The following is a 22364-nucleotide window of genomic DNA, read 5'->3' on the forward strand; positions in this document are numbered from 1 at the left end:
ATCAGGGCGAAAAGGCTACCTGGCTGCACGTTCGCGCATGAGCGCGCTAACCGAAACGCCCCGTGATGTAGTCTTCCGTCTGGCGGCGCCGCGGGTTGGTGAACAGCTGATCGGTCGGGGCGAATTCCACCAGGCGGCCCTCATGCAGGAAGGCGGTATCGTCTGACACCCGCGCGGCCTGCTGCATGTTATGCGTGACGATGATCAGCGTCAGGCGCGAGCGCAGCGAACGGATCAGCTCCTCGATCTTGAGCGTCGAGATGGGGTCCAGCGCCGAGGCCGGTTCATCCAGCAACAGCACCTCCGGCTCGACCGCCAGCGTCCGCGCGATCACCAGCCGCTGTTGCTGGCCTCCCGAGAGCCCCAGCGCGCTGTCGTGCAGGCGGTCCTTCACTTCTTCCCACAGCGCCGCGGAGCGCAGACAGGATTCGACCTTGTCATCGAGGTGGCGCTTGTCATTCTCGCCGACCAGCCGCAGCCCGAAGGCCACGTTCTCGTAGACCGACATCGGAAAGGGATTGGGCGTCTGGAAGACCATGCCGATCCGGCGGCGCAGCATCGGCACGTCCACGCCGCGCGCATGAATGTCCTCGCCCTCGAGCAGTACCTTGCCGGAAAGACGTGACTGTTCGTCGAGATCGGTCATGCGATTGAAGGTACGCAACAGACTCGACTTGCCGCAGCCGGAAGGCCCGATGAAGGCCGTCACGCGCTTGCGCGCGATCTGCAGGCTGACATCCTCCAGTGCGCGGCGCGTCTGGTTCTCCTTGCCGACACGTGCCTGATAATCGAGGCTCAGGTGGCGGGTTTCCAGGCAGATGTCCTCAGCCGGCCGCGCAGGCGTCTCCTGAAGAAACAACTGGGGCTTGGGCTGTTCAGAGTCACGCCTCATTCGGTGGCTCCCTTGTAACGTTGTGCCAGCATGTGACGCAGGCGAATGGCACTCAGGTTGAGGCATAGAATCACGACCACCAGCACCAGCGCGGTCGCGTAGACCAGCGGCCGACTGCTGAAGGCATCGCTGCTCTGGAAGGCCAGATCATAGACCTGATGCCCCAGATGCATGAATTTGCGGTCCAGATGCAACCACGGGAAGCTGTCATCCAGCGGCAGGTCCGGGGCCAGCTTGACCACCCCGACCAGCATCAGCGGCGCGACTTCGCCCGCCGCACGCGCCACGGCCAGAATCAGCCCCGTCATCAACGCCGGAGAGGCGGCCGGAATCACCACGCGCTTGAGCGTTTCCAGGCGTGTCGCCCCCAGCGCCAGCGCGCCTTCGCGCAGACGACGCGGCACGCGCGCCAGCCCCTCTTCCGTGGCGACGATCACCACCGGCAAGGTCAGCAGGGCCAGCGTCAGCGAGGCCCACAGAATGCCGCCGGTCCCGAAGGTCGGCGTCGGCAGTCGCTCGGAATAGAAAAGCTCATCGATTCCGGCGCCCAGCCCATAGACGAAGAAACCGAGACCGAATACGCCATAGACGATGGAGGGCACCCCGGCCAGGTTACGCAGCGCGATGCGCGTCAGGCGCGTCAGGCGTCCCTGATGGGCCACCTCGTGCAGATAGAGCGCCGCCATCACGCCGAAGGGCATCACCATGATCGACATCAGCACCACCATCAGCACGGTGCCGAAGATGGCGGGCCAGACGCCACCGAAGCCCTCGGTAGGCGCGCCGGCCACGAAGTCGCGGAAACGCTTGAACGTCATCATCAGCCGGCCGCTGAAGCCCATCGCATTGGGCCGCCAGGCATTGCGGATATCATCGAGCGCGATACGGCCTTCGTAGCCGCCATTGCCGCCCAGCAGCAACTGACCGCCCGCCAGCGCATCACGCAGGGCACTCAGCTGACCTTCACGCTCGATGAAGGCGCTGCGTACCTCTTCCAACTCCTCCTGCATCTCCTGCTCGAGCTCAGCATCCTCTTGAGTCCGCGCCGCGTCACCGTCAGCAGTGGCGCTGCGCCGGGATGCCAGAGACTGCTGCAGCGCCTGATAGCGACTGCTCAAGGCTTCACTGTCCAGGCGCAGTGCCTGCAACTGGCGGCGCTCGCTCTCGATCATCTTCAGACGGGCAAACAGTGGCTCGGCGTCCTCGGACAAGGGCCGTGCAGGCCCGTCGCCGACGTCAGGCGTGTGGTCCATCTCCCCTGTCATCGGGTCACTCAGCGCCCGTGGCATGCCGTAGAGAGTGCGGCCGTCGCGCATTTCCAGCATCAGCGCCTGGCTGGGGAAGGTCATCCTGTCGAGCAGCGTCTCCGGCAGCCACTGCCAGCTGGCCGCGGCCCCGTCACGCGAGGATGTCTGCAGCAACCACCATTGCTGGCGAGCGTCATCCCCCTCGCCCGAGGCGACACGGCGCATTTCCTCGTGCATCAGCTCGCCGAGCAGATGGCGATTGTCGGCCGCCGGCTCACCGCGCGTGGTGGTCAGGGCCGTGGGGCTCTGGCCTGGCTGCGCCGTCAGCTCCACCTCGACCAGTCGTGAGGGCCAGAAGTGACTGAAGGAGCCCACCACCAGCAGGCTGAGCAGGCCCAGTACCAGCACCAGCGAGACACTGACCGCCATGGCATTCAGCCAGCCCCACGGGCCGCCGTCGCGCCAGTAGCGCTGCAGGCGCCCGACCAGCGGCTCGCGCGGGCGCAGCAATGAGGAGCTGGCGCGATTGGTGTCAGGGTGACTCATCCCCAGCTCCCCTGATTGGGCGGCGTGAAGCGCTGTCGCAGCACTTCCGCCAGCGTATTGACCACGAAGGTGAAGACGAACAATGCCAGGGCAGCGAGGAACAGCAAGCGGTAGTGGCTGCTGCCGACCTCGGCCTCCGGCAGCTCGATGGCCAGGGTCGCGGCCAGTGAACGCAGGCCCTCGAACAGACTGGCATCCACCAGCGGCGTATTGCCGGCTACCATCAGCACGATCATCGTCTCACCGACGGCGCGCCCCATGCCGATCATCATCGCCGAGAACAGCCCGACCGCAGCGGCAGGCAGGATGACGCGGCGCAGACTCTGCCATGGCGTCGCGCCAAGCGCCGCGGAGCCGGCGGCCAGACCGCGCGGCACCGACGAGAGGGCATCCTCGCTGAGCGTGAACAGGGTCGGCATCACCGCCAGCCCCAGCGCCATGCCGGTCACCAGGGTATTGCGCTGGGCGTAATCGATGCCGTAGTGGCTGAACAGCCACTGACGGAGGTCGCCGTCGAACCACCACTGCTCGACCTGGCCGGCGATGGTCACATCCAGCCACAGCAGCACGAACAGCAGCGGCAACAGCCCGAAGGCCGCCATGTTTTCCGGCAGCAGATTGCGCCATACGCGCGGCGACAGGGTCCACAGGAAGCCGGCCACCATGGTGCCCAGCGGAATCAGGACCAGCCCCAGCAACACCGCCATCAGCTCACGCTCGACGAAGGGCGCGACCACCAGCGCGGCGATGAAGCCGATCACCACGGTCGGCAGCGCCTCCATCATCTCCAGCAGCGGCTTGATGCGGGAACGCTGGCGCGGTGCCATGAAGCAGGCGACATGGATGGCACAGCCGAGCCCCAACGGCACGGCAAACAGCAGCCCGACCAGCGCCGCCTTGAGCGTGCCCCACATGATGGGCACCAGCGACAGACGGGGTTCGTCGGTGCCGGTGCTCTCCAGCTGCCAGATCCACTCCGGCGCTGCGCGTCCCTCATACCAGACCTTGCCGAAGATGGCGTCGAGCCCGACGGCCTGATGCGGGTCGTGTATCGCAAGCCCGGCATAGGCCTTGCCGAGCGCCCCCAGCGGCGCATCCTGAGCGAGCTGGCCGGGCAGCCTTGCCTCCCGGGTCGCCGATGCCAGCAAGCGGCGGTCATCATTGTCAAATTCCAGCGCCACGCCTGCCGCGACCCGGGCGGCATCCAGCCAGTCCAGCACCTGACGGCGACGCTCGCTGGTGGCCAGATAGAGGCCAAGGCGGCCGTTGGCGTCCAGCGCGGCAAAGCCGAGGCTGTGATGGGCGGCGGCCATCGTCACCACCGGCGCCGACAGGTCACTGTCAAAGACGCCGGCCTTGACCAGCGGCTGCGCGTGCGCCGGCAACAGGTAATGGCTCAGGCCACCTGCGGCGTCCCCGACGATCAGGCTTCTGCCGCCACGCAGGACGCTGATCGCGGTGATCGCCGGCGATGACGCGGAGGCAGAAGAGCTCACAGCGTGATGTGCCAACTTGCGTGCCAGCGGCTTGGTTCCGGTGGAGGCCTCGCTCAGTTGCCACTGGGTGAAGCCATCGCGGTCAGCGGTGACCAGCAGACGCCCCTGCTGCGAAGACAGCCTGGCCGTGCCCGGCAACCACTGCTGCTGCCACTCGGAGTGCGGGGGCTGACTTGCTGCATCGTCCTCCAGCGCGCCTGCGGCGCCGTGCGACGCCGACAACGTCAGGCGCGCCAGCCACAGGCCATCGCCCTCCTCGTACGGAATGCGCAGCCACAGCTGGTCACGGCTGAGCACCAGGCTTGCCTGGCGGCGCTCAAGCCCTGCGGGTACCTCGATGGCACTGCCGCGCAGGCGAACGCCAGCGGCTGACTGCTGAACCACCTGCAGGCGATCATCCGCGAGCCAGACACCCGCCAGCGGCGAGGTGCGCGAATCCGCCGTCGAATCATCACTGGCCAGCACGGGGGGCAGCCCGTCACGCGCGGCAAGCGGAATGTCAGGCAAGGTGCTCAGCCAGTCAGGATCGGTCTGCGCGGCAGGCATCTGCTGGTCGCTCGCTTGCTGTTCGAGCGCCTGCTGAGGAAGCGACGTGACGCTGGCGGGCTTGAGCAGCGGCCACGACACGCTGACCAGATAGGCCAGCATCACGACGACGATGACCATCACGCCCAGCCCGGCCGCTGTCAGCCACAGACTGGCAAGACGGTCATGACGCAGACGACGACGCTGCATTCGGGAGGCATCAACTGCCGACATGAAATATCACCACGAAAGGATTTGCGCGCTGGAGTGTCGACTCCGCAGACGCATGAAGCGGGTATGGCACCGAGATTATGTCCAAGTGATGACAGAGAGATGACAAAGGCGAATCAAAGGGCATTCACATCCTCCAGCCCCAATTGCTGACGCCAGTGCAGCAGCTGCTTTTCCGGCAACGGCACATAGCCACCACGCAGGATGGCCTGCTGACCCTGGCGCGACATGATCAATGACAGGAAGGCCTGCTCCAGCGCCGGGAGCGGCTCGTCAGGCACCCTATTGACGTAGATGTACAGCGCGCGGGTCAGCGGATAACGGCCATCGCGAATGCTGGCCCGGCTCGGGAAGACGGCGTGGCCACCCGCCTCACGGCTGACGGACAGCTGCTTCACCAGCGGCGAAGAGGTGCTGAAGCTGGCATAGCCGATGCCATTGGGCGAGGAGCCCACCGCACCGATGATGGAGGCCGAGCCCGGCTGTTCACTGACATCGAGGCGGAAGTCGCCATCGCACAGCGCGATACGGCGGAAGGCGCCGTAGGTGCCCGAGGTGGCACTGCGCCCGAAGCGGGTGATCTGGCGGTCATTCCACTCATCGCTCAGCCCGAGCTGGCCCCAGCGATTGGCCGCCTGGCCACCACAGTTGTGCGTGGCGGAGAAGATAGCATCCAGCTGCGCGATGCTGATCTCCTCCAGCGGGTTGCTGCGATGCACGATGATGCCCATCGCATCCAGCGCCACGGGCACACCCAGCGGCGGATAGCCGAATTCACGCGTGAAGTCCTGACGCTCCTGATCGCTCATCGGGCGCGACATCAGCCCGATGCGGGTGGTGCCGGCGATCAATGCCGGCGGTGCCGTCGAGGAGCCCGCGGCCTGCAGCTGCACGCGCACCCCCGGATGATAGCGGCGCAGCTGGGCAGCCCAGCGCGTCACCAGCACCGACAGGGTATCGGAGCCCACCGCCGTCAGGTTGCCCACCACCCCGGACACCGGGCGATATTCGGGCACCTTGTCGGCCAGTGCCGGAGCCGAGAGCGTCGAGAGCCCCAGCAGGCAGGCAAGCGACATCAGCCGCAGCGACGGCAGCCCTGAGCGCAGGCGGAGCGCGCATGAGGAGGACACATATGAGGAGGACGCGGATGACCCGCGACGCGACGCGAACACGGCGCGAAAGCCTGAACGGACAAGCGACCCGACGGAAACTGACATGGCGACTTCCCACCAGAGAATGAACAAGATGACGATGCGACACGGAGCTGGCCACGGCTTGCCACGCCCGTGGTGACGGGCAGGCGACGGTGGAACAAGGCGGCCCGTGCAGCATGGCGAAAGACAGCGAGTATCCGTCATTGCTGCGTTGAGTAACGATACTCCATGCTGCAGCGCAAAAAATCTCCTGACAGTCCCTTGTCAGTGAGGACAGTGCTTTGTCCGCCGGAGTAGGATACAGGAGATGATGAAGCCGCTGCGGCTCATCCGCCATGGTCTGCGTCGCGCTGATGCTATCGATGGCACCCGGTGACTTTCCTCGGCGATTGCCGAAGTGCCCTGTATAAGGCCCCCTGTGCAAGGCAGCGACCTGTACAAGGCAGCGCCCTGCGCCAAAAGACGCACCTTTTCAGACGCAAGGGTGCAGAAATGAAATGACCATTTTATAACAACAAGATAGCGAGTCATGACATGCAAGCTCTGGATGATATCCCGACGCCGAACGGCACACTGACGCTCAAATTGATCGCCCAGCGCCAGGACACCAATCTCTATGGCGACATCAGCGGCGGCTGGCTGATGCACCGCATGGACGAGGCCTGCGAACTGGCCGCCGGGCGCGTCGCCCACGGACGCACTGCCACCGTGGCCGTCGAGGGCCTCGATTTCCTGTCACCGGTGCGTATCGGCTCGGTGGTCAATATCTTCACTCAGGTGGCCGAGGTCGGACGCAGTTCGATCAGGCTCTCCGTCGAGGTCTGGATCCGCCCGCCGCAGGAGCGCAATCAACACGCGCTGACCAAGGTGACCGAAGCCTGCTACGTGATGGTGGCACTCGATGACAATGGCCGCATCCGCGCCGTACCGGAGCAGGCCAGCACCGACATCATCGAGGAGCAGGACTGATCCTGAGCAGGACTGAGCCAGGCGCCTCACCTCTCTTCCTGTCAGCCACACGCCAAGAAAAAGCCGCCCTCAGGGGCGGCTTTTTCGTCAACAATCAGTCACGCGCTCAGACACGCACTCAGACAGTCCGGCAGACAGTCCGGCAGGCAGTCCGAAAGAAACTCGCTCAGGCTTCGCCCAGCACCCGACCACGCGCATCCAGATAGGCCTGCTCACCGATACGCGACCAGGGGGCGACCTGCTTCTGGAAGGCGCGGTAGGACTCATAGACGCGCCTGGCGTCCTCATCCTTGGCGATGAACTCGTCCAGCACCTCGTTGGAGGCATCGAACAGCGCCGCATAGACGTCCTGGGGGAATTCACGCAGCTCCACACCGTGCTCCTCGACCAGCGAGGTCAGCGCAGTGGCGTTGCGCAGCGCGAATTCATCCACCATGGCGTGATTGGCGATTCTGGCCGCCTGGATCACCACCTGCTGCAGGTCTTCCGGCAATGCCTGCCAGGCCTCGAGATTGACGGTGCCTTCGAGGATGGCGGAAGGCTCGTTCCAGGCCGGCGAGTAGTAATACTTGGCCACCTGATGCAGGCCGAAGGCCAGATCATTGTAGGGACCGACCCAGTCGGTGGCATCGATCACGCCGGTTTCCATCGCGGTGAATATCTCGCTGCCCGGCAGATTGACCGCGCTGGCGCCGATGCGATTCATCACTTCGCCCGCCAGCCCCGGCAGGCGGATCTTCAGGCCCTTCATGTCCTCGAGACTGTTCACTTCCTTGTTGAACCAGCCGGCCATCTGGGTGCCGGTGTTGCCCACCGCCAGCGGCTTGAGGTTGTGGCGCGAGTAGATCTCGTCCCACAGCTTCATGCCATCGCCGTGATACAGCCAGGCGTTGGTCTCGGTGGTGTTCATTCCGAAGGGCACGGCGGTGAAGAACTGGGCCGCGGGCACCTTGCCCTTCCAGTAGTAGGAGGCCGAGTGGCCCATCTGGGCGGTACCGGAGGACACGGCATCGAAGACTTCCAGCGCCGGTACCATCTCGCCGGCACCATAGACCTTGACCTGCAGGCGGCCACCGGAGAGCTGACCGATCAGGCTGGCGAATTCATTGGCACCGGTGCCCAGTGCCGGGAAGTTCTTCGGCCAGGAGGTGACCATCTTCCAGTGGATGGTCTCGCCCTCGGCGGCATTGGCGGTGGACACGAAAGGCGCGGCGGCGAGGCCGGCAGCACCGGCCCCCAGAGCAGAGAGAAAACGGCGGCGTTGCATGGGACTTTCCTTGTTCGAGTTGTGGGCAATGCATGACGCGGCATCAAGACAGCAGATTGTCTGCCACTATGCCGCGACCCATGGATGGCCCACAACTGCACCAAGGCCGTAATGGCGAACGAATATCGCGCCCGCTGCGCCGCTTTCACTTCTTGCCAGCGCCTGCTGTCAGCGCCTCATGGCTGAGTCTGCCATCAATGCAGAATCAGCTCAGCACTTCCAGCTTGGCAAAGCCCAACACCAGCCACTTGTCGCCTTCGCCCTCGAAGCTGATCTGCACGCGCGCTCGCTCGCCCTGACCTTCGGCATTGATGACCACGCCTTCCCCGAACAGCGGATGGCGCACCAGGCTGCCGAGCGAGAGTGCCGGCATGTCGCCATTGGCCTCGACACTCTCCTGACGCGGACCGGAAGGACGGCGATTCGGCGTGGCGCGCTGGGTCGAGACCGGACGCGAGACCTGACCACGCAGACGCACCTCTTCCATCAGCTCTTCCGGCAATTCACGCAGGAAGCGCGACGGCCGCTGGAAGGTCTCCTTGCCGTGCATGCGACGCAGCTCGGCGTAGGTCAGGTAGAGGCGCTGCATGGCGCGGGTGACACCGACGTAGCACAGGCGACGCTCTTCCTCGAGACGCCCCGGCTCTTCCAGCGACATCTTGTGCGGGAACAGCCCCTCCTCGACCCCGGCGACGAATACCACCGGGAATTCGAGCCCCTTGGCGGAATGCAGCGTCATCATCTGCACGCATTCCTCGCCTTCGGCGGCTTCGTGATCGCCGGCATCCAGCGCGGCTTCGGCGAGGAAGGGTTCCAGCGCCTCGGCCCCTTCGCTGGGGGCTTCCGGGTCCATGCGCTCGCCCTGACTGAAGGCGCGGCAGGCGTTGACCAGCTCCGATAGGTTCTCGAGGCGCGCCTGGCCCTTCTCGCCCTTCTCGGCGGCGTGATGCTCACGCAGGCCGGAGACGTGGATGACGTGCTCGACCAGCTCATGCAGCGCCATGCCGGCGGTGTCGTTGTCGAGGCCATCGATGATGTCGGCGAAGGCTCGCACGGCGGTGGCGGCGCGTCCCTTGAGGGCGCCATCGGAGACCGCATCGCTCATCGCCTGCCACATGGTCAGGTTGCCGTAGCGTGCGCGCTCGCGCAGCTGCTCGACGGTGCGCATGCCGATGCCACGCGCCGGCACGTTGATCACGCGCTCCAGGGCGGCATCGTCCTCGCGGTTGTTCATCAGACGCAGGTAGGCGAGAGCGTTCTTGATCTCGAGACGCTCGTAGAAGCGCTGGCCGCCATAGATGCGATACGGCATGCCCTGGCGGATCAGCGTCTCTTCCAGCACGCGTGACTGGGCGTTGGAGCGATACAGGATCGCGATCTCGTCGCGGCTGTAGCCATGCTCATTGACCAGCTCACGGATGGTGTCGGCGATGTAGCGCGACTCGTCGATGTCATTGAAGCCGGCGTAGACACGAATGCGCTCGCCACGACCGCTGTCGGTCCACAGCTCCTTGCCCATGCGGCCGCCGTTGTGGCTGATCAGGGCGTTGGCAGCCTCCAGAATGGCGCTGGAGGAGCGGTAGTTCTGCTCCAGACGCACCACGCGGGTGTTGGCGAACTCCTCGGTGAAGCGCTGGATGTTCTCGACCCGTGCGCCACGCCAGCCGTAGATGGACTGGTCATCATCGCCGACCACGGTCATGCACTCGCGATCACCGGCCAACAGCTTCAGCCAGGCGTACTGCAGGGTGTTGGTATCCTGGAACTCGTCGACCAGCAGGTGGGCGAAGCGCTCGCGGTAATGCGCCAGCAGGTGCGGCGTATCACGCAGCAGCTCCAGCGAGCGCAGCAGCAGCTCACCGAAATCGACCAGGCCGCCGCGTTCACAGGCGAGCTGATAGAGCTCATACATCTCGACCATCTTGCCCATGTAGGCATCGCCATGGGTCTGCACCTGATGGGCGCGCAGACCTTCCTCCTTGCAGCCGGCGATGAAGTATTGGACCTGCTTGGGCGGCCAGCGCTCATCATCGACGTTGTGCTCCTTGAGCAGCCGCTTGACCATGCGCAGCTGGTCATCGCTGTCGATGATCTGGAAGTGCTCGGGCAGGCGCGCCTCCTGCCAGTGGGTGCGCAGCAGACGGTGACTGATGGAGTGGAAGGTGCCGACCCACATGTGGCGCAGGCTGCTGCCATTGAGCGCCTCGAGACGCGTGCGCATCTCCCGCGAGGCCTTGTTGGTGAAGGTCACCGACAGGATGGCGTAGGGCGAGAACTGGTATTGGTCCATCAACCAGGCGATGCGGTGAACCAGCACGCGGGTCTTGCCGGAACCGGCCCCCGCCAGTACCAGCATGTTGCCCGGCGGCGCGGACACGGCCTCACGCTGATGCGTGTTGAGGTGATCGAGGAGGGGCGATTCGGACATGCAGGGCTCACCACAGGGCAGAGGAGTCGAGGAGCGGAGCAGCGTGAGATTCGCTGCCCCTGTTCAGGCATCCACCTTATCACAGCGGCCTGCCCTGCTCTTCCCCGCGCCGGCCTTCCTTGCACATACGTGCCTTGCACTTGCCTTCAAGACAGATGACGCCCTGGTGGTGCTCAGTGGGTATCGAAGTCGTGGTCGTCGATGCGCAGGGTGGCGAGGCTCTTCTTGACCGCCTCCAGCTGCTCCTTGAGCTTGGGTCCACGCGCCTTGGCGACACCGACCGCCAGCGTATCGACGATCACCAGGTGCGCGATACGCGAGCTCATCGGGGTGTAGATCTCGGTGTCTTCGTGCACATCGATGTGCAGCGGCAGCGTGACTTCATCCGCCAGTGGCGAGCCACTCGGACACAGCCCGATGACGGTCGCGCCGGCGTCCCGCGCCAGACGCACGCTGGCGATCAGCGCCTTGGTGCGGCCGGTCTGGGAGATGGCCACCACCACATCGCGCGGCCCCAGCGTCACCGCTGACATGTTCTGCATGTGCGGGTCGGTGTAGGCGGCGGTGGAGATCTGCAGGCGGAAGAACTTGTGCTGGGCATCGTGAGCCACGGCGCCCGAGGCACCATAGCCGTAGAACTCGACCCGGCTGGCGGAGGCCAGCGAGTGGATGGCGCGCGCGACGGCTTCGGCGTCCAGGCGGTCACGCACCGACAGCAGGGTGCCGATGGTGGAATCGAACAGCGAGTGCGAGAACTCGGCCACGCTGTCGGAGTCATTCATGGAGAACTGGGCGAACTGGGTGCCGGTGGCGAGGCGTTGTGCCAGCTGCAGCTTGAAATCCTGGAAGCCGGCAAAGCCCATTGCCCGACAGAAACGCACGACCGTCGGCTCACTGACCGATGACTCGCTGGCCAGATCGACGATCCGCATGTGAATCACTTCCTCCGGATGGCGAAGGACATAGCGTGCGACCTTTTGTTCAGAGCGGCGGAAATTCTCCATCCGGCTCCTCAGGTCGTCGAAGATGGCATGGCTCACGGCACACTCCTTGCAGACTTCATGGGCATGCCTGAGCTTACGTCATCCCCCCAGGGGTGTCGCCTGCACAGGCAGGCGATAGTCACAATTTTGTCAAGTGAGCTATAGTAAAACGGTGTGGCGCCAGTGAAAGCCCACATCCTTTGGATGCCATGGAGGTCGAATCATGCGTAATTCAGAGCAGGTAGATACGCTCAAGAAAGAGCTTCTCGATATTTTCATGACTCTCGGTGCCGACGAACATCAGGCCCGCAAGAAACAAAGCGCAGTCCGCCATCTCCGCGCCCGTCGTGGAATAGAATTGCACAACGAAATCAAGCGCCTAAGCGAGGATTTAAGCGACATCGAAGTGCTGGAAATGGATACTGAAAGCGATATCGACACCCACTGATTCCAGGCGGGGAGGCGATACGCTCCCCGCCGATCAGTGATGTTTTCACGCTCTGATCCGCCAGGGTTCGGGCTCCATGCGACACCTTCCACCATCTCTTTCGAGCATGGTCGTACCCCCTTCTCGCGCAATTTCAGCATCATCACCCCTGACAGAAACGCCTTCTGCGCTGTCATGCCCGGTGTCCTGCTCATCAATCCCGAAATATTCGTTTTTTCTCACCTCATTTTCCGCCCCACCGCTCTTCTTTTGTTTGTCACATTTCTCCTCTATCGCGTGCCGCCACCATCCTTTATGCACCATTTCAGTGCATATCCGCTGTCATGCGCCTCTCATTACCTGAAACCAGGCTCACGCCTGCTGGCGACTTTTCCTCTCGGGAAGGATGAATCTTCTACGTCAAACGCATGACAGACGACGGCCACGCAGCGCTACCCAGCCATGACACCTGCCAGGCAAGCACGCGACCGGGTTGAGATTCTCCAGGCTCAGAAACAGGAAAGGCCCGCCGGGTGGCGGGCCTTTCGCATTGCCTGCCATGACAGGCCTGAGACAAGTCATGGCAAGTGTTTCACGAGATCTCTCGAGATCTCTCGAGACCTACAGGCTGGACGCGAACACCACGACCACACCGATCGGAGCGATATAGCGCGCCACGAAGCTCCACAGCGAGAAGGCCGAGTCGCTCATGTTGAGCTGGCTGCGCACCTCGTCACGGCCCATGAACCAGCCGACGAAGACGATGGTCGCCAGACCGGTCAGCGGCAGCATCAGCTTGCTGGTCGCGTAGTCGAGCAGGTCGAAGATGGTCATGCCTTCGAACTTGGCGAACATGCCCAGCGGCGCCACGTCACTCCACAGGTTGAAGGACAGGATGGTGGCGATGCCCAGCAGCCAGGTGGCGATACCCGCGACCCAGGCCGAGCCGACGCGAGACATCGGTGTCTTCTCTTCCAGCCATTCGACAATGGGCTCCAGCAGCGAGATGCCTGAGGTCCAGGCCGCAAATACCAGCAGCACGAAGAACACCACGCCGAAGACTTCACCGCCCGGCATGTGACCGAAGGCCAGCGGCAGGGTCTGGAAGATCAGGCCCGGGCCCGCGGCGGCGTCGAGGCCGTTGGAGAACACCACCGGGAAGATGGCCAGACCGGCCAGCAGGGCGATGACGGTATCCAGCACCACCACGACCAGCGCGGTACGCCCGATGTTGACGTCATCGGACAGGTAGGAGCCGTAGGCCATCATGATGCCCATGCCCAGTGACAGGGTGAAGAAGGCATGCCCCATGGCCGCCAGCACGCCATCCTTGTCGAGCTTGGAGAAGTCCGGCGTCAGCAGCCAGGCGGCCGCATCAGCGAAGCCATCGGTGGTGGCGGCGTAGCCGACCAGCACGATCAACATCACCGCCAGCAGCGGCATCAGGATCTTGGCGGCGCGCTCCAGGCCACCGGCGACCCCGCCGGCCACGACCAGGATCACCATCAGCATGAAGGCACTGTGCCAGGCCAGCAGCGTGGTCGGGTCCCCCAGCAGACCGCCGAACAGGCTACCGGCCGTGTCAGAGGTCAGGGTTTCGAAACTGCCACTGGCCGCGTCGGCGATGAAGGCCAGCGCCCAGCCACCGATGACGCTGTAGAAGGACAGGATCAGATAGGCGCCGAGCACGCCGGCTACCCCGATCAAGACCCAGGCGGGACTGCGTTTGAGCCGGGCACTGATGTGGCTCATGGTCGAGATGGGGTTCTTCTGCCCCAGACGACCCAGCAGCCATTCCGACATCAGGATCGGCAGCCCGATCAGCAGGATGCAGATCAGATAGACGAGGACGAAGGCACCGCCGCCGCTCTCACCTGTCATGTAGGGAAATTTCCAGATATTGCCCAGACCGACGGATGAACCGACGGCAGCCAGGGTAAAGGCCAGGCGAGAAGACCACTGTGCGTGGGAATGCGGTTTGGATGACATGTGAATCCCTGATTCGTCGCGAGGGTGCCAGTCGCTGGTAGCGACTTCGGGCACCTTGTTGTGCTTGTTGCATCATGCTGCCAATGCGGACGGATCATCCGTGGCCAACACGATGGCGTCGCAGGATCACTGCTGTGGTGCTCCCGGCATTCACGCTGACCGGGTAGGTCGTGGGGAATGACGGGCAAGTGCCGATAGGCACGCCGGAACGGGCAAACTGCCCATCTCCGGTAAATATCGCCGCGGTAACGGCAACATGTGGCTAAAGCTACTCGATTGAGGGGCCATCTGCCAGCAAGCCACCATCAGACCATGGCCTCACAGGAGAAACCTCACGGCCAGGTGGAGCGTCAGAACAGGCTGCCCTGCCCCTCTCCCGGAAAGGCCCCGATCAAGGGGCGCTCCAGTTTCGCCAGCACCTGATTGGCCAACAGGCGTGCCAGCGCGGGTGCTGCCTTGTTGTCCGGTGTATGCACGAAGAGGAACGGGCTTTTCCCCTGACTTATCCACAAGAAGAGTCGCTCTACCCAGGGAGCGAACAGTGCCCGGTTGGTAGCTTCATCGTAATGACCTATGAAGCGCACCACGGGATGTTGTCCGCTGGAGAACACATGCAATGGGCGGTGAGGCTTTTCCGAGCGCGCCACCGCAAGGCCCGGATGCGCGGTGGTGGGGCCACTGAAGAGTGGACGCACATCCAGCATCACGCGATCGACTGCGTGAGTTATCAACAAGCGATTCAACTGTCGTTCCGCCTCGCCCTTGGCAAAGAATACCGGGTCGCGGGGCTCCACCGACCAGGCAAACCCTGCTCCCTTCACCGACTGCAGGAATTGCTCGAGGCGTGGCAGGACTTCCGCCCCGAGGTCACGCGGCAGCTGAATCATGATCGGACCGAGGCGGTCCTTTATCGGTGCCAGGCAATCGAGGAATTCCGCCAGCTCGTGCTCGATGCCCTGCAGGCGCAATTCATGAGTCAGTCGGCCCGGCAACTTGAAGCAGAAGCGAAAATGGGCCGGCGCCTGACGTGCCCAGCTGGCGATGGCAGCAGGCGTGGGCTGGGCATAGAAGCTGGTATTGCCCTCGACGCTATCGAAGATCCGGGCGTAATCCGCCAGATGTTCCCGCGGGCCGCTGCCCGGCAGCAGGCTGCCGCGCCAGTCATCATTGGCCCACATCGCGAGCCCGAGATGAAGATGCCCCGCCGAGTGCGAGGCATCCGACGGTGCGGAGGCTGCATGAAAATGGTGCATGAAGAGGCCAGAACTAGAGAAATATAAGGGTCAAAGAGCCAACAAGCCGAAGAATATCGTCTGCCAGAGCGACGTAAGCACAATAAAAACTGTCATCACGGCGTGCTATGGTCCGCATCCTGCATGACACGTCAGCAGGCGGTCCACCCACCGCCCTGACTCCGCTTCCTGCCAGCCACAAGCCGCGCCGGAAGACACTCTTGTTGACTGCCCATACCCCGGAGCCTGTCATGACTGCTTTCCAACGACTCATTCTGCGCGCCAGCGGCAGCCGCTCACGCGCGGCAAATGCCATCACCCTGCGCAGCCTGATCACGCTCATCGAGGGCTGCCTGCTGGTGGCGCTCGGCGTACGCCTGCTGCAGGCCGGTGGCCTGCTGGTCAGTGGCACTGCCGGCATGTCGTTGCTGGGCGCCGACCTGACAGCACTGAGCTTCGGCAGCCTGTTCTTCCTGATCAACCTGCCCTTCTACGGCCTGGCCTGGAAACAGCTGGGGCTGAATTTCACCCTGCGCACGCTGGGCTGCGTCAGCCTGCTCTCCGTGCTGTCCGATGTGCTGGCGGTCAGCTTGCCGCTGGGCGCCGTCAGCCTGCCGGTCGCGGCGATAGCCGCAGGCCTGTTGATCGGTCTGGGCATCACGCTGCTGTTTCGCGAGAACGCCTCGCTGGGCGGCCTGAACATTCTGGCACTGCATCTGGAGCGACGCTTCGGCATCCATGCCGGTCGCACCACCTTCGCCTTCGACCTGCTGCTGATCGCGATCGCCGCGCTGGTCTACCCCTGGCCACAGGTCATCTGTTCGGCGCTGGCATTCGCGACACTGTCCTTCGTGCTGGGCCGCTATCATCGCCGCACGCCTCATACCGCACAGCCTGCCTCACCGGCGCATGACAAGCAGGTGCAGACGGCTCACTAGCGGCGACCGCGTCCCCCGTTGGAAGAACCGCCACCCTTGTACGAGGCGCCCTTGCCAGCCGGGCTGTTTTTCCCCGAGCTCGTGTTGCCGTAACTCTTGCTGCTGCCGCCCTTGTTGGCAGAGCCCTTGTTGGCAGAGGTCTTGCTGTTGGCCGCGCCACGCTCATTGCGGCCATCACTGGCATTGCCACGCGTGCGCGGCTTGAGTCCGCTGGCAAGCTTGCCGGCGCCGCCCGCACTCTTGGTGGCATTCCTGCTGGAATTCCTGCCGTCGCTTCTGCCTTCCTGATTGCCACGCCCCGTGGTGCGCTCGTCAGAACGCTCGCGACGCCCTGTACCCTCTTGCTTGGCTCCTGCCTGCTTGGCCCCTGCCTGAGAAGCGCCCGAACGCTGGCCCGGTTCGCGTTGATCAGCGCCGCGCTGACGCGTCTCGCGCTTATCAGGGCTGCGCTGATCTGAACTGCGCTGACGTGTGTCGCGCTGGCCGGATCCGCTCTTGCCACCTTCCTGACGCCGAGCCCCGCTACGCCGGCCAGCGTCCGTATCCTGGGCGGCGCGCTGGTGGCGCGCGGCCGTCGCATGCTGGGAAGGAGGCGGTGCCGCCGCCAGGCGCGAGGCTTCCTCAGTGCCGCTGGAGCCCTCGATCATCTGCTGGATATCCGCCATCTCGCGCTGGGTGAGATACCGCCATTCGCCGACTCCCAGCCCGTCCAGGCTGACATTCATGATGCGCACCCGCTTGAGCTTGAAGACCTCATAGCCCAGCGCCTCACACATGCGACGGATCTGACGGTTGAGGCCCTGGGTCAGGATGATGCGGAACACATAGGTCGAGATCTGCTCGATGCGACACGGCTGGGTGATGGTGTCCAGAATCGGCACGCCAGCGGCCATGCGCTTGAGGAAGTCGCCGTTGATCGGCTTGTCGACCCGCACCACGTATTCCTTCTCGTGGGCGTTGCCGGCACGCAGGATCTTGTTGACGATATCGCCGTCACTGGTCAGAAAGATCAGGCCATCGGAGGGCTTGTCGAGGCGACCGATCGGGAAGATCCGCTTGGGATGACCGATGTAATCGATGATGTTGCCATCGACATGGCGCTCGGTGGTACAGGTGATGCCCACCGGCTTGTTGAAGGCCAGGTAGACCGCTTCCTGCTTGGCTTTCAATGGCTTGCCATTGACCAGCACCTCATCGCCCGGCGCGACCTTGGTGCCCATTTCGGGCACGACACCATTGATGGTCACTCGTCCTTCGGCGATGTAGCGATCCGCCTCGCGTCGCGAGCAGAAGCCCGTTTCGCTGATGAACTTGTTGAGGCGGGTAAGCGATGCGTCGCGATCAGTCATGGCAGGTCACGTGCGTGCGCCGGGCGATGAACGCGCAGCGGACGGAAGGGGATAAGAAGGCAGGCGCACAGGATACCAAAAACGGCAGCCCTGAGGCTGCCGTTGGCATAATGAGACTGGGCTCATCTGCTGCTGCGCCAGATATGGCGCAGCCGTCTTGCATCGCAGATCACTCGACCGTGACACTCTTGGCCAGGTTGCGCGGCTGATCGACATCGGTGCCCTTGAGCACGGCGACGTGATAGGACAACAGCTGCAGCGGCAGGGTGTAGAGAATCGGCGCCAGCACTTCGCTGACATGCGGCATGCGCAGCACGCGCACGCCTTCGCTCTCTTCAAGGCTGATGTTCTCGTCAGCGAACACGTAAAGCTCGCCGCCACGCGCGCGCACTTCCTGCAGGTTCGACTTGAGCTTCTCGAGCAGCTCGTCGTTCGGCGCCACCGCCACTACCGGCATGTCGGCATCGACCAGTGCCAGCGGGCCGTGTTTCAGCTCGCCCGCCGGATAGGCCTCGGCGTGGATGTAGGAGATTTCCTTGAGCTTGAGTGCGCCTTCCAGTGCGATGGGGAACTGGGTGCCACGCCCGAGGAACAGTGCATTGTGCTTGTCGGCGAAGGCCTCGGAGAGACGCTCGATCTCGCTGTCCATGGCCAGTGCCTTGGTGACCAGCGACGGCAGCTGACGCAGCTCGCGCACCACCTCGGCTTCACCGGCCTCATCACCGCCACGCACACGACGCAGCGACAGTGTCAGCAGCATCAGGCCGACCAGCTGGGTGGTGAAGGCCTTGGTGGAGGCGACGCCGATTTCCGGGCCGGCCATGGTCATCAGGCTGAGGTCTGATTCCCGCACCAGCGAGCTGCCCGGGACGTTGCAGATCGCCAGACTGCCGAGGAAGCCTCCCAGCGACTGGGCATAACGCAGCGCGGACAGCGTATCGGCGGTCTCGCCGGACTGGGACAGAGTGACGAACAGGGTACCATCGGCGACCACCACCGGGCGGTAGCGGAACTCGGAGGCGACCTCGACCGCCGCCGGAATGCCGGCCAGACGCTCGATCCAGTAACGCGCGACCATGCCAGCGTGGTAGCTGGTACCACAGGCGACGATCTGCACCTGCTTGACCTGGCGGAAGAGGTTTTCCGCCTCGCTGCCGAAGCTGCGCACCAGCACGTGATCACCGTTCAGGCGGCCTTCCAGCGTGGCGGCCAGCACACGCGACTGCTCGTGGATTTCCTTGAGCATGAAGTGACGGTAATCGCCCTTGGAAGCGGCATCCTGCGCGTGCTCGAAGGTCTGCACCGGACGCTCGTTGGCCTCGGTGACCAGACGCTCGCCCTGCTCGAAGATCTCGATCTGCTCGGCGGTCATGCGCACCAGATCGCCTTCCTTCAGGTAGATGAAGCGATCGGTGACCTGCAGCAGCGCCAGCTGATCGGAGGCCAGGAAGTGCTCGTCGATCCCGACACCGATCACCAGCGGGCTGCCCTGACGCGCGCCGATCAGCACGTCCGGCTGGGCACGATGCACCACGCCCAGCGCGAAGGCGCCATCGAGCAGCGCCACGGCTTTCTGCACCGCGGTCAGAAGGTCCTGACTCAGGGTGTATTCACGCGCCAGCAGGTGAGCGACCACCTCGGTGTCCGTCTCGGAGGTGAAGACGTAGCCCTGGCCTTCCAGCTCGCGCTTGAGGGTCTCGTAATTCTCGATGATGCCGTTGTGGACCACGGCCAGGCTATCGCCGGACTGGTGCGGGTGGGCATTGGCTTCGCTCGGCGCGCCATGGGTGGCCCAGCGGGTGTGCGCGATGCCGACACGACCCTTGAGCGGGGCTTCCTCGAGGCGGCTCTGCAGCGCCCCGACCTTGCCCAGCGCGCGCACGCGGTTCAGGCGACCCTCTTCGGAGAGGACGGCCATGCCCGCGCTGTCATAACCACGGTATTCGAGGCGATGCAGGCCCTCGAGCAGAATGTTCTGGACGTTACGACTGGCGACGGCGCCGACGATGCCACACATGAGCGATCTCCTTATGCAGTTGCTGGCTCGATGAGCGGGGCGATCAACACCTCGACGCCATGAGCACGAATCTGGTCACGCGCAGCATCAGGCAACGCGTCATCGGTTATCAGGGTACTGACGCTGGACCAGGCCAGCTCCAGGTTGGGAATGCGGCGGCCCAGCTTGTGGGATTCCGCCATCACCACCACTTCACGCGACACCTCGGCCATCACGCGCGACAGGCCGATCAGCTCGTTGAAGGTGGTGGTGCCACGCTCGAGATCGAGACCATCCGCGCCGAGAAACACCTGATCAAAGTCATAGCTGCGCAGCACCTGCTCCGCCACCTGACCCTGGAAGGAATCGGAGTGCGGGTCCCAGGTGCCACCGGTCATCAGCAGCACCGGCTCGTTTTCCAGCTCGCGGATGGCATTGGCCACGCTCAGCGAGTTGGTCATCACGATCAGGTCATCCCGGCCCTTGAGCTCGGGAATCAACACCACCGTGGTGGTGCCGCTGTCGATGATGATGCGCTGGTGCGCGCGGATGCGGCTCGCGGCGAGACGGGCGATGGCCTGCTTGGCGGCGCTGACCGGCTCGTCATGCACCAGCAGCTCACGCGGCATGGCCACGGCGCCGCCATAGCGTCTGAGCAGCAGGCCACTCTTCTCGAGGAAGGCCAGGTCCTTGCGGATGGTGACCTCCGAGGTGGCAAGCTCCCGCGCCAGTGCCTCGACACTGACCTCACCGTCACGCGCCAGCTGATCAAGGATCTGGTGACGCCGTTGTGGTGTCAGTCGCTTTGACATCGGGGACTCCCATAAAGTTTCGAACCGAAAGATAAGAGAGATGAATCGAAACATCAAGTGAAAGACGCTAGAGGATGAGGCGATTCACTCCCGGCAGGTCGTCCAGCACAACCGGCCGTGACGAAAAACGGGGAGACACCTGTCGGTGCCTCCCCGCCGGTGATGCTCATCTCCCCTCAGGGGCAAGCATCGCTACCACTGCTGCCGATCACTTCTTGGTCGGACGCGGCCATTCCGGCTTGTCGATACGCTTGCCACGCGCCACGCTCAGCGCGCCCTCGGCGACATCGCGGCTCAAGGTAGAACCGGCACCCACGGTGGCACCGGCACCGATCTTGAGCGGTGCCACCAGCGCCGAGTTGGAGCCGATGAAGGCATTGGCGCCGATTTCGGTGCGGAACTTGTTGGCACCATCGTAGTTGCAGGTGATGGTGCCGGCGCCGACATTGACGGCCTCACCGAGGGTGGCATCGCCGACATAGCTCAGGTGATTGATCTTGGCATCGACACCGACCTGGGCATTCTTGGTCTCGACGAAGTTGCCGATGCGTGCGCCACGGGCAAGCTCGGTGCCCGGACGCAGACGCGCGAACGGACCTACGTTGTTGTCGCCTTCCAGCACGGCTCCGTCGATGACGCTGTGCGGCGCGATGTTGGCGCCGGCACCGATGGTGGCATTGCGGATCACGCAGTGGGCACCGATGACCACATCATCCGCCAGGGTGACCTCACCTTCGAAGATGCAGCCGACATCGATGCTGATGTCAGTGCCGATGGTCAGCTTGCCGCGCACGTCGATGCGTGACGGATCGGCCAGGCTGGCGCCTTCGGTCATCAGACGGTTGGCCTCACGACGCTGGAAGGCACGCTCGAGATCGGCCAGCTGCAGGCGGTTGTTGACGCCCTGCACTTCCTCGACCGCCGCCGGCTGGGCGGTGGCGATGTTGACGCCTTCGCTGGCTGCCATGGCGATGATGTCGGTCAGGTAGTACTCGCCCTGGGCATTATCGGCGGACAGCGCCGGCAGCCAGCGCTTGAGCTGGGCACCGGTGGTGGCGAGGATACCGGTGTTGCCTTCCTGGATGGCCAGCTGCTCCGGCGTGGCATCCTTGTGCTCGACGATGGCGCTGACGCGACCCTCGGCGTCACGCACGATACGGCCATAGCCTGTCGGGTCTTCCAGAATCACCGTCAGCAGGCCCAGGGTCTGCTCACTGACTTCGGCCAGCAGCGCCTCGAGGGTCTCGCGACGAATCAGCGGCACATCGCCATACAGGATCAGCACCTTGCCCTCACCGATGGCGTCCAGTGACTGGGCCACGGCGTGACCGGTGCCCTTCTGCTCTGCCTGCACCGCGAAGCTGGCGCCGGTATCGGCCAGCTGCTGCTGGACGCGCTCACCACCATGACCGATGACGACATTCAGATGCGCACCGTCCAGGCCTGCAGCGGTGTCAGCCACATGACGCACCATCGCCTTGCCTGCCAACGGGTGCAGCACCTTCGGCAATTTGGAACGCATGCGGGTGCCCTGGCCTGCGGCAAGAATGACGACGTCGGTACGCTCTGCGCTGCTCATCGGTGAACTCCTGTAGAAAGCGGGTCTTCATACCTGAAGCCCTGAAAATAGTGGCGCCATGATAGCAGCTGATCCGTGACCTGCCAGTGACGAGGTTTACCCACGGGACTGTCGCCGAGAACAGACCCGAGAAAGTAGCAGTGCTCCCGCAAGGGCTCTCAGCCAACCGGCTCAGCGCTCAAGGTGCTGACGGATGAGCACGCTCAACCTTGAATCGCGCCAGGCTACCCCAGCGGCAAGACTGTCCATTCCCGGGTGATGAGCACAAAAAAAGGCGACCCGAAGGTCGCCTCTTTCCTGTCAC

General features: G+C 64.0%; 17 protein-coding genes. 4 read left to right on the forward strand and 13 right to left on the reverse strand.

Features of this window, described 5'->3' with window-relative positions; genetic code table 11:
- Positions 1-46 precede the first annotated feature (46 nt).
- From pstB to HA399_RS17065, 4 genes are all read right to left on the reverse strand, one after another.
- Positions 47-892 (reverse strand): phosphate ABC transporter ATP-binding protein PstB, encoded by an 846-nt coding sequence (gene pstB, locus HA399_RS17050; RefSeq protein ID WP_084589238.1) that lies wholly within the window; start codon positions 890-892, stop codon positions 47-49.
- Complete coding sequence (gene pstA / locus HA399_RS17055) at positions 889-2685, reverse strand: phosphate ABC transporter permease PstA (protein ID WP_404325584.1); 1797 nt, start codon at positions 2683-2685, stop codon at positions 889-891. Before pstA ends, pstB begins: the two co-directional genes overlap by 4 nt.
- Positions 2682-4940 (reverse strand): ABC transporter permease subunit, encoded by a 2259-nt coding sequence (locus HA399_RS17060; protein WP_404325586.1) that lies wholly within the window; start codon positions 4938-4940, stop codon positions 2682-2684. The genes pstA and HA399_RS17060 overlap by 4 nt, the downstream gene beginning before the upstream one ends.
- 113 nt (positions 4941-5053) lie before the next feature.
- Positions 5054-6013 carry a PstS family phosphate ABC transporter substrate-binding protein gene (locus HA399_RS17065; protein WP_404325588.1) on the reverse strand — a complete coding sequence of 320 codons (960 nt, stop codon included), beginning with the start codon at positions 6011-6013 and terminating at the stop codon, positions 5054-5056.
- A gap of 612 nt (positions 6014-6625) precedes the next feature.
- Between HA399_RS17065 and HA399_RS17070 the strand changes: the two genes are divergently transcribed.
- A complete protein-coding gene (locus HA399_RS17070; RefSeq protein ID WP_404325589.1) occupies positions 6626-7060 on the forward strand; it encodes an acyl-CoA thioesterase in 435 nt (144 codons plus the stop codon).
- Between the two features lie 166 nt (positions 7061-7226).
- On the opposite strand, the gene HA399_RS17075 is transcribed toward HA399_RS17070, so the two are convergent.
- From HA399_RS17075 to hexR, 3 genes are all read right to left on the reverse strand, one after another.
- On the reverse strand, positions 7227-8327 hold the full coding sequence (locus HA399_RS17075; protein WP_404325591.1) for a TRAP transporter substrate-binding protein: 1101 nt from the start codon (positions 8325-8327) through the stop codon (positions 7227-7229).
- A gap of 205 nt (positions 8328-8532) precedes the next feature.
- Positions 8533-10755 carry a DNA helicase II gene (uvrD, locus tag HA399_RS17080; protein ID WP_043331731.1) on the reverse strand — a complete coding sequence of 741 codons (2223 nt, stop codon included), beginning with the start codon at positions 10753-10755 and terminating at the stop codon, positions 8533-8535.
- Between the two features lie 173 nt (positions 10756-10928).
- On the reverse strand, positions 10929-11795 hold the full coding sequence (hexR, locus tag HA399_RS17085; protein WP_043331730.1) for a transcriptional regulator HexR: 867 nt from the start codon (positions 11793-11795) through the stop codon (positions 10929-10931).
- 166 nt (positions 11796-11961) lie between these two features.
- Between hexR and HA399_RS17090 the strand changes: the two genes are divergently transcribed.
- Both HA399_RS17090 and HA399_RS17095 read left to right on the forward strand, forming a co-directional pair.
- Positions 11962-12186: a PA3496 family putative envelope integrity protein gene (locus tag HA399_RS17090; RefSeq protein WP_043331728.1), complete on the forward strand. Its 225-nt coding sequence runs from the start codon at positions 11962-11964 to the stop codon at positions 12184-12186.
- 39 nt (positions 12187-12225) lie between these two features.
- Positions 12226-12597, forward strand: a complete 372-nt coding sequence (locus HA399_RS17095) for a hypothetical protein (RefSeq protein WP_404325592.1) — start codon at positions 12226-12228, stop codon at positions 12595-12597.
- Between the two features lie 189 nt (positions 12598-12786).
- On the opposite strand, the gene HA399_RS17100 is transcribed toward HA399_RS17095, so the two are convergent.
- Together HA399_RS17100 and HA399_RS17105 are read right to left on the reverse strand one after the other, a co-directional pair.
- Positions 12787-14154, reverse strand: coding sequence for a sodium-dependent transporter (locus HA399_RS17100; protein WP_043331727.1), 1368 nt, complete (start codon positions 14152-14154; stop codon positions 12787-12789).
- Positions 14155-14504: 350 nt separating this feature from the next.
- The gene (locus tag HA399_RS17105; protein ID WP_404325594.1) at positions 14505-15407 is read right to left on the reverse strand and encodes a DUF72 domain-containing protein; all 903 of its coding nucleotides are present in this window, start codon (positions 15405-15407) and stop codon (positions 14505-14507) included.
- A 230-nt stretch (positions 15408-15637) separates the two neighbouring features.
- On the opposite strand from HA399_RS17105, the gene HA399_RS17110 reads away from it, so the two are divergent.
- Positions 15638-16324, forward strand: a complete 687-nt coding sequence (locus tag HA399_RS17110; RefSeq protein ID WP_084589236.1) for a YitT family protein — start codon at positions 15638-15640, stop codon at positions 16322-16324.
- On the opposite strand, the gene rluF is transcribed toward HA399_RS17110, so the two are convergent.
- The 4 genes from rluF to glmU all read right to left on the reverse strand — a co-directional run bounded on the left by rluF (position 16321) and on the right by glmU (position 22060).
- On the reverse strand, positions 16321-17673 hold the full coding sequence (rluF, locus tag HA399_RS17115) for a 23S rRNA pseudouridine(2604) synthase RluF (protein ID WP_404325596.1): 1353 nt from the start codon (positions 17671-17673) through the stop codon (positions 16321-16323). The genes HA399_RS17110 and rluF overlap by 4 nt on opposite strands.
- 169 nt (positions 17674-17842) lie before the next feature.
- Positions 17843-19690: a glutamine--fructose-6-phosphate transaminase (isomerizing) gene (gene glmS, locus HA399_RS17120; protein WP_043331725.1), complete on the reverse strand. Its 1848-nt coding sequence runs from the start codon at positions 19688-19690 to the stop codon at positions 17843-17845.
- 11 nt (positions 19691-19701) lie between these two features.
- Positions 19702-20481: a DeoR/GlpR family DNA-binding transcription regulator gene (locus HA399_RS17125; protein WP_043331724.1), complete on the reverse strand. Its 780-nt coding sequence runs from the start codon at positions 20479-20481 to the stop codon at positions 19702-19704.
- Positions 20482-20689: 208 nt separating this feature from the next.
- On the reverse strand, positions 20690-22060 hold the full coding sequence (gene glmU / locus HA399_RS17130) for a bifunctional UDP-N-acetylglucosamine diphosphorylase/glucosamine-1-phosphate N-acetyltransferase GlmU (RefSeq protein WP_404325598.1): 1371 nt from the start codon (positions 22058-22060) through the stop codon (positions 20690-20692).
- Positions 22061-22364: the final 304 nt, after the last annotated feature.

Source organism: Cobetia sp. UIB-001, from assembly GCF_044789135.1.
GTDB classification, from domain to species: domain Bacteria; phylum Pseudomonadota; class Gammaproteobacteria; order Pseudomonadales; family Halomonadaceae; genus Cobetia; species Cobetia amphilecti.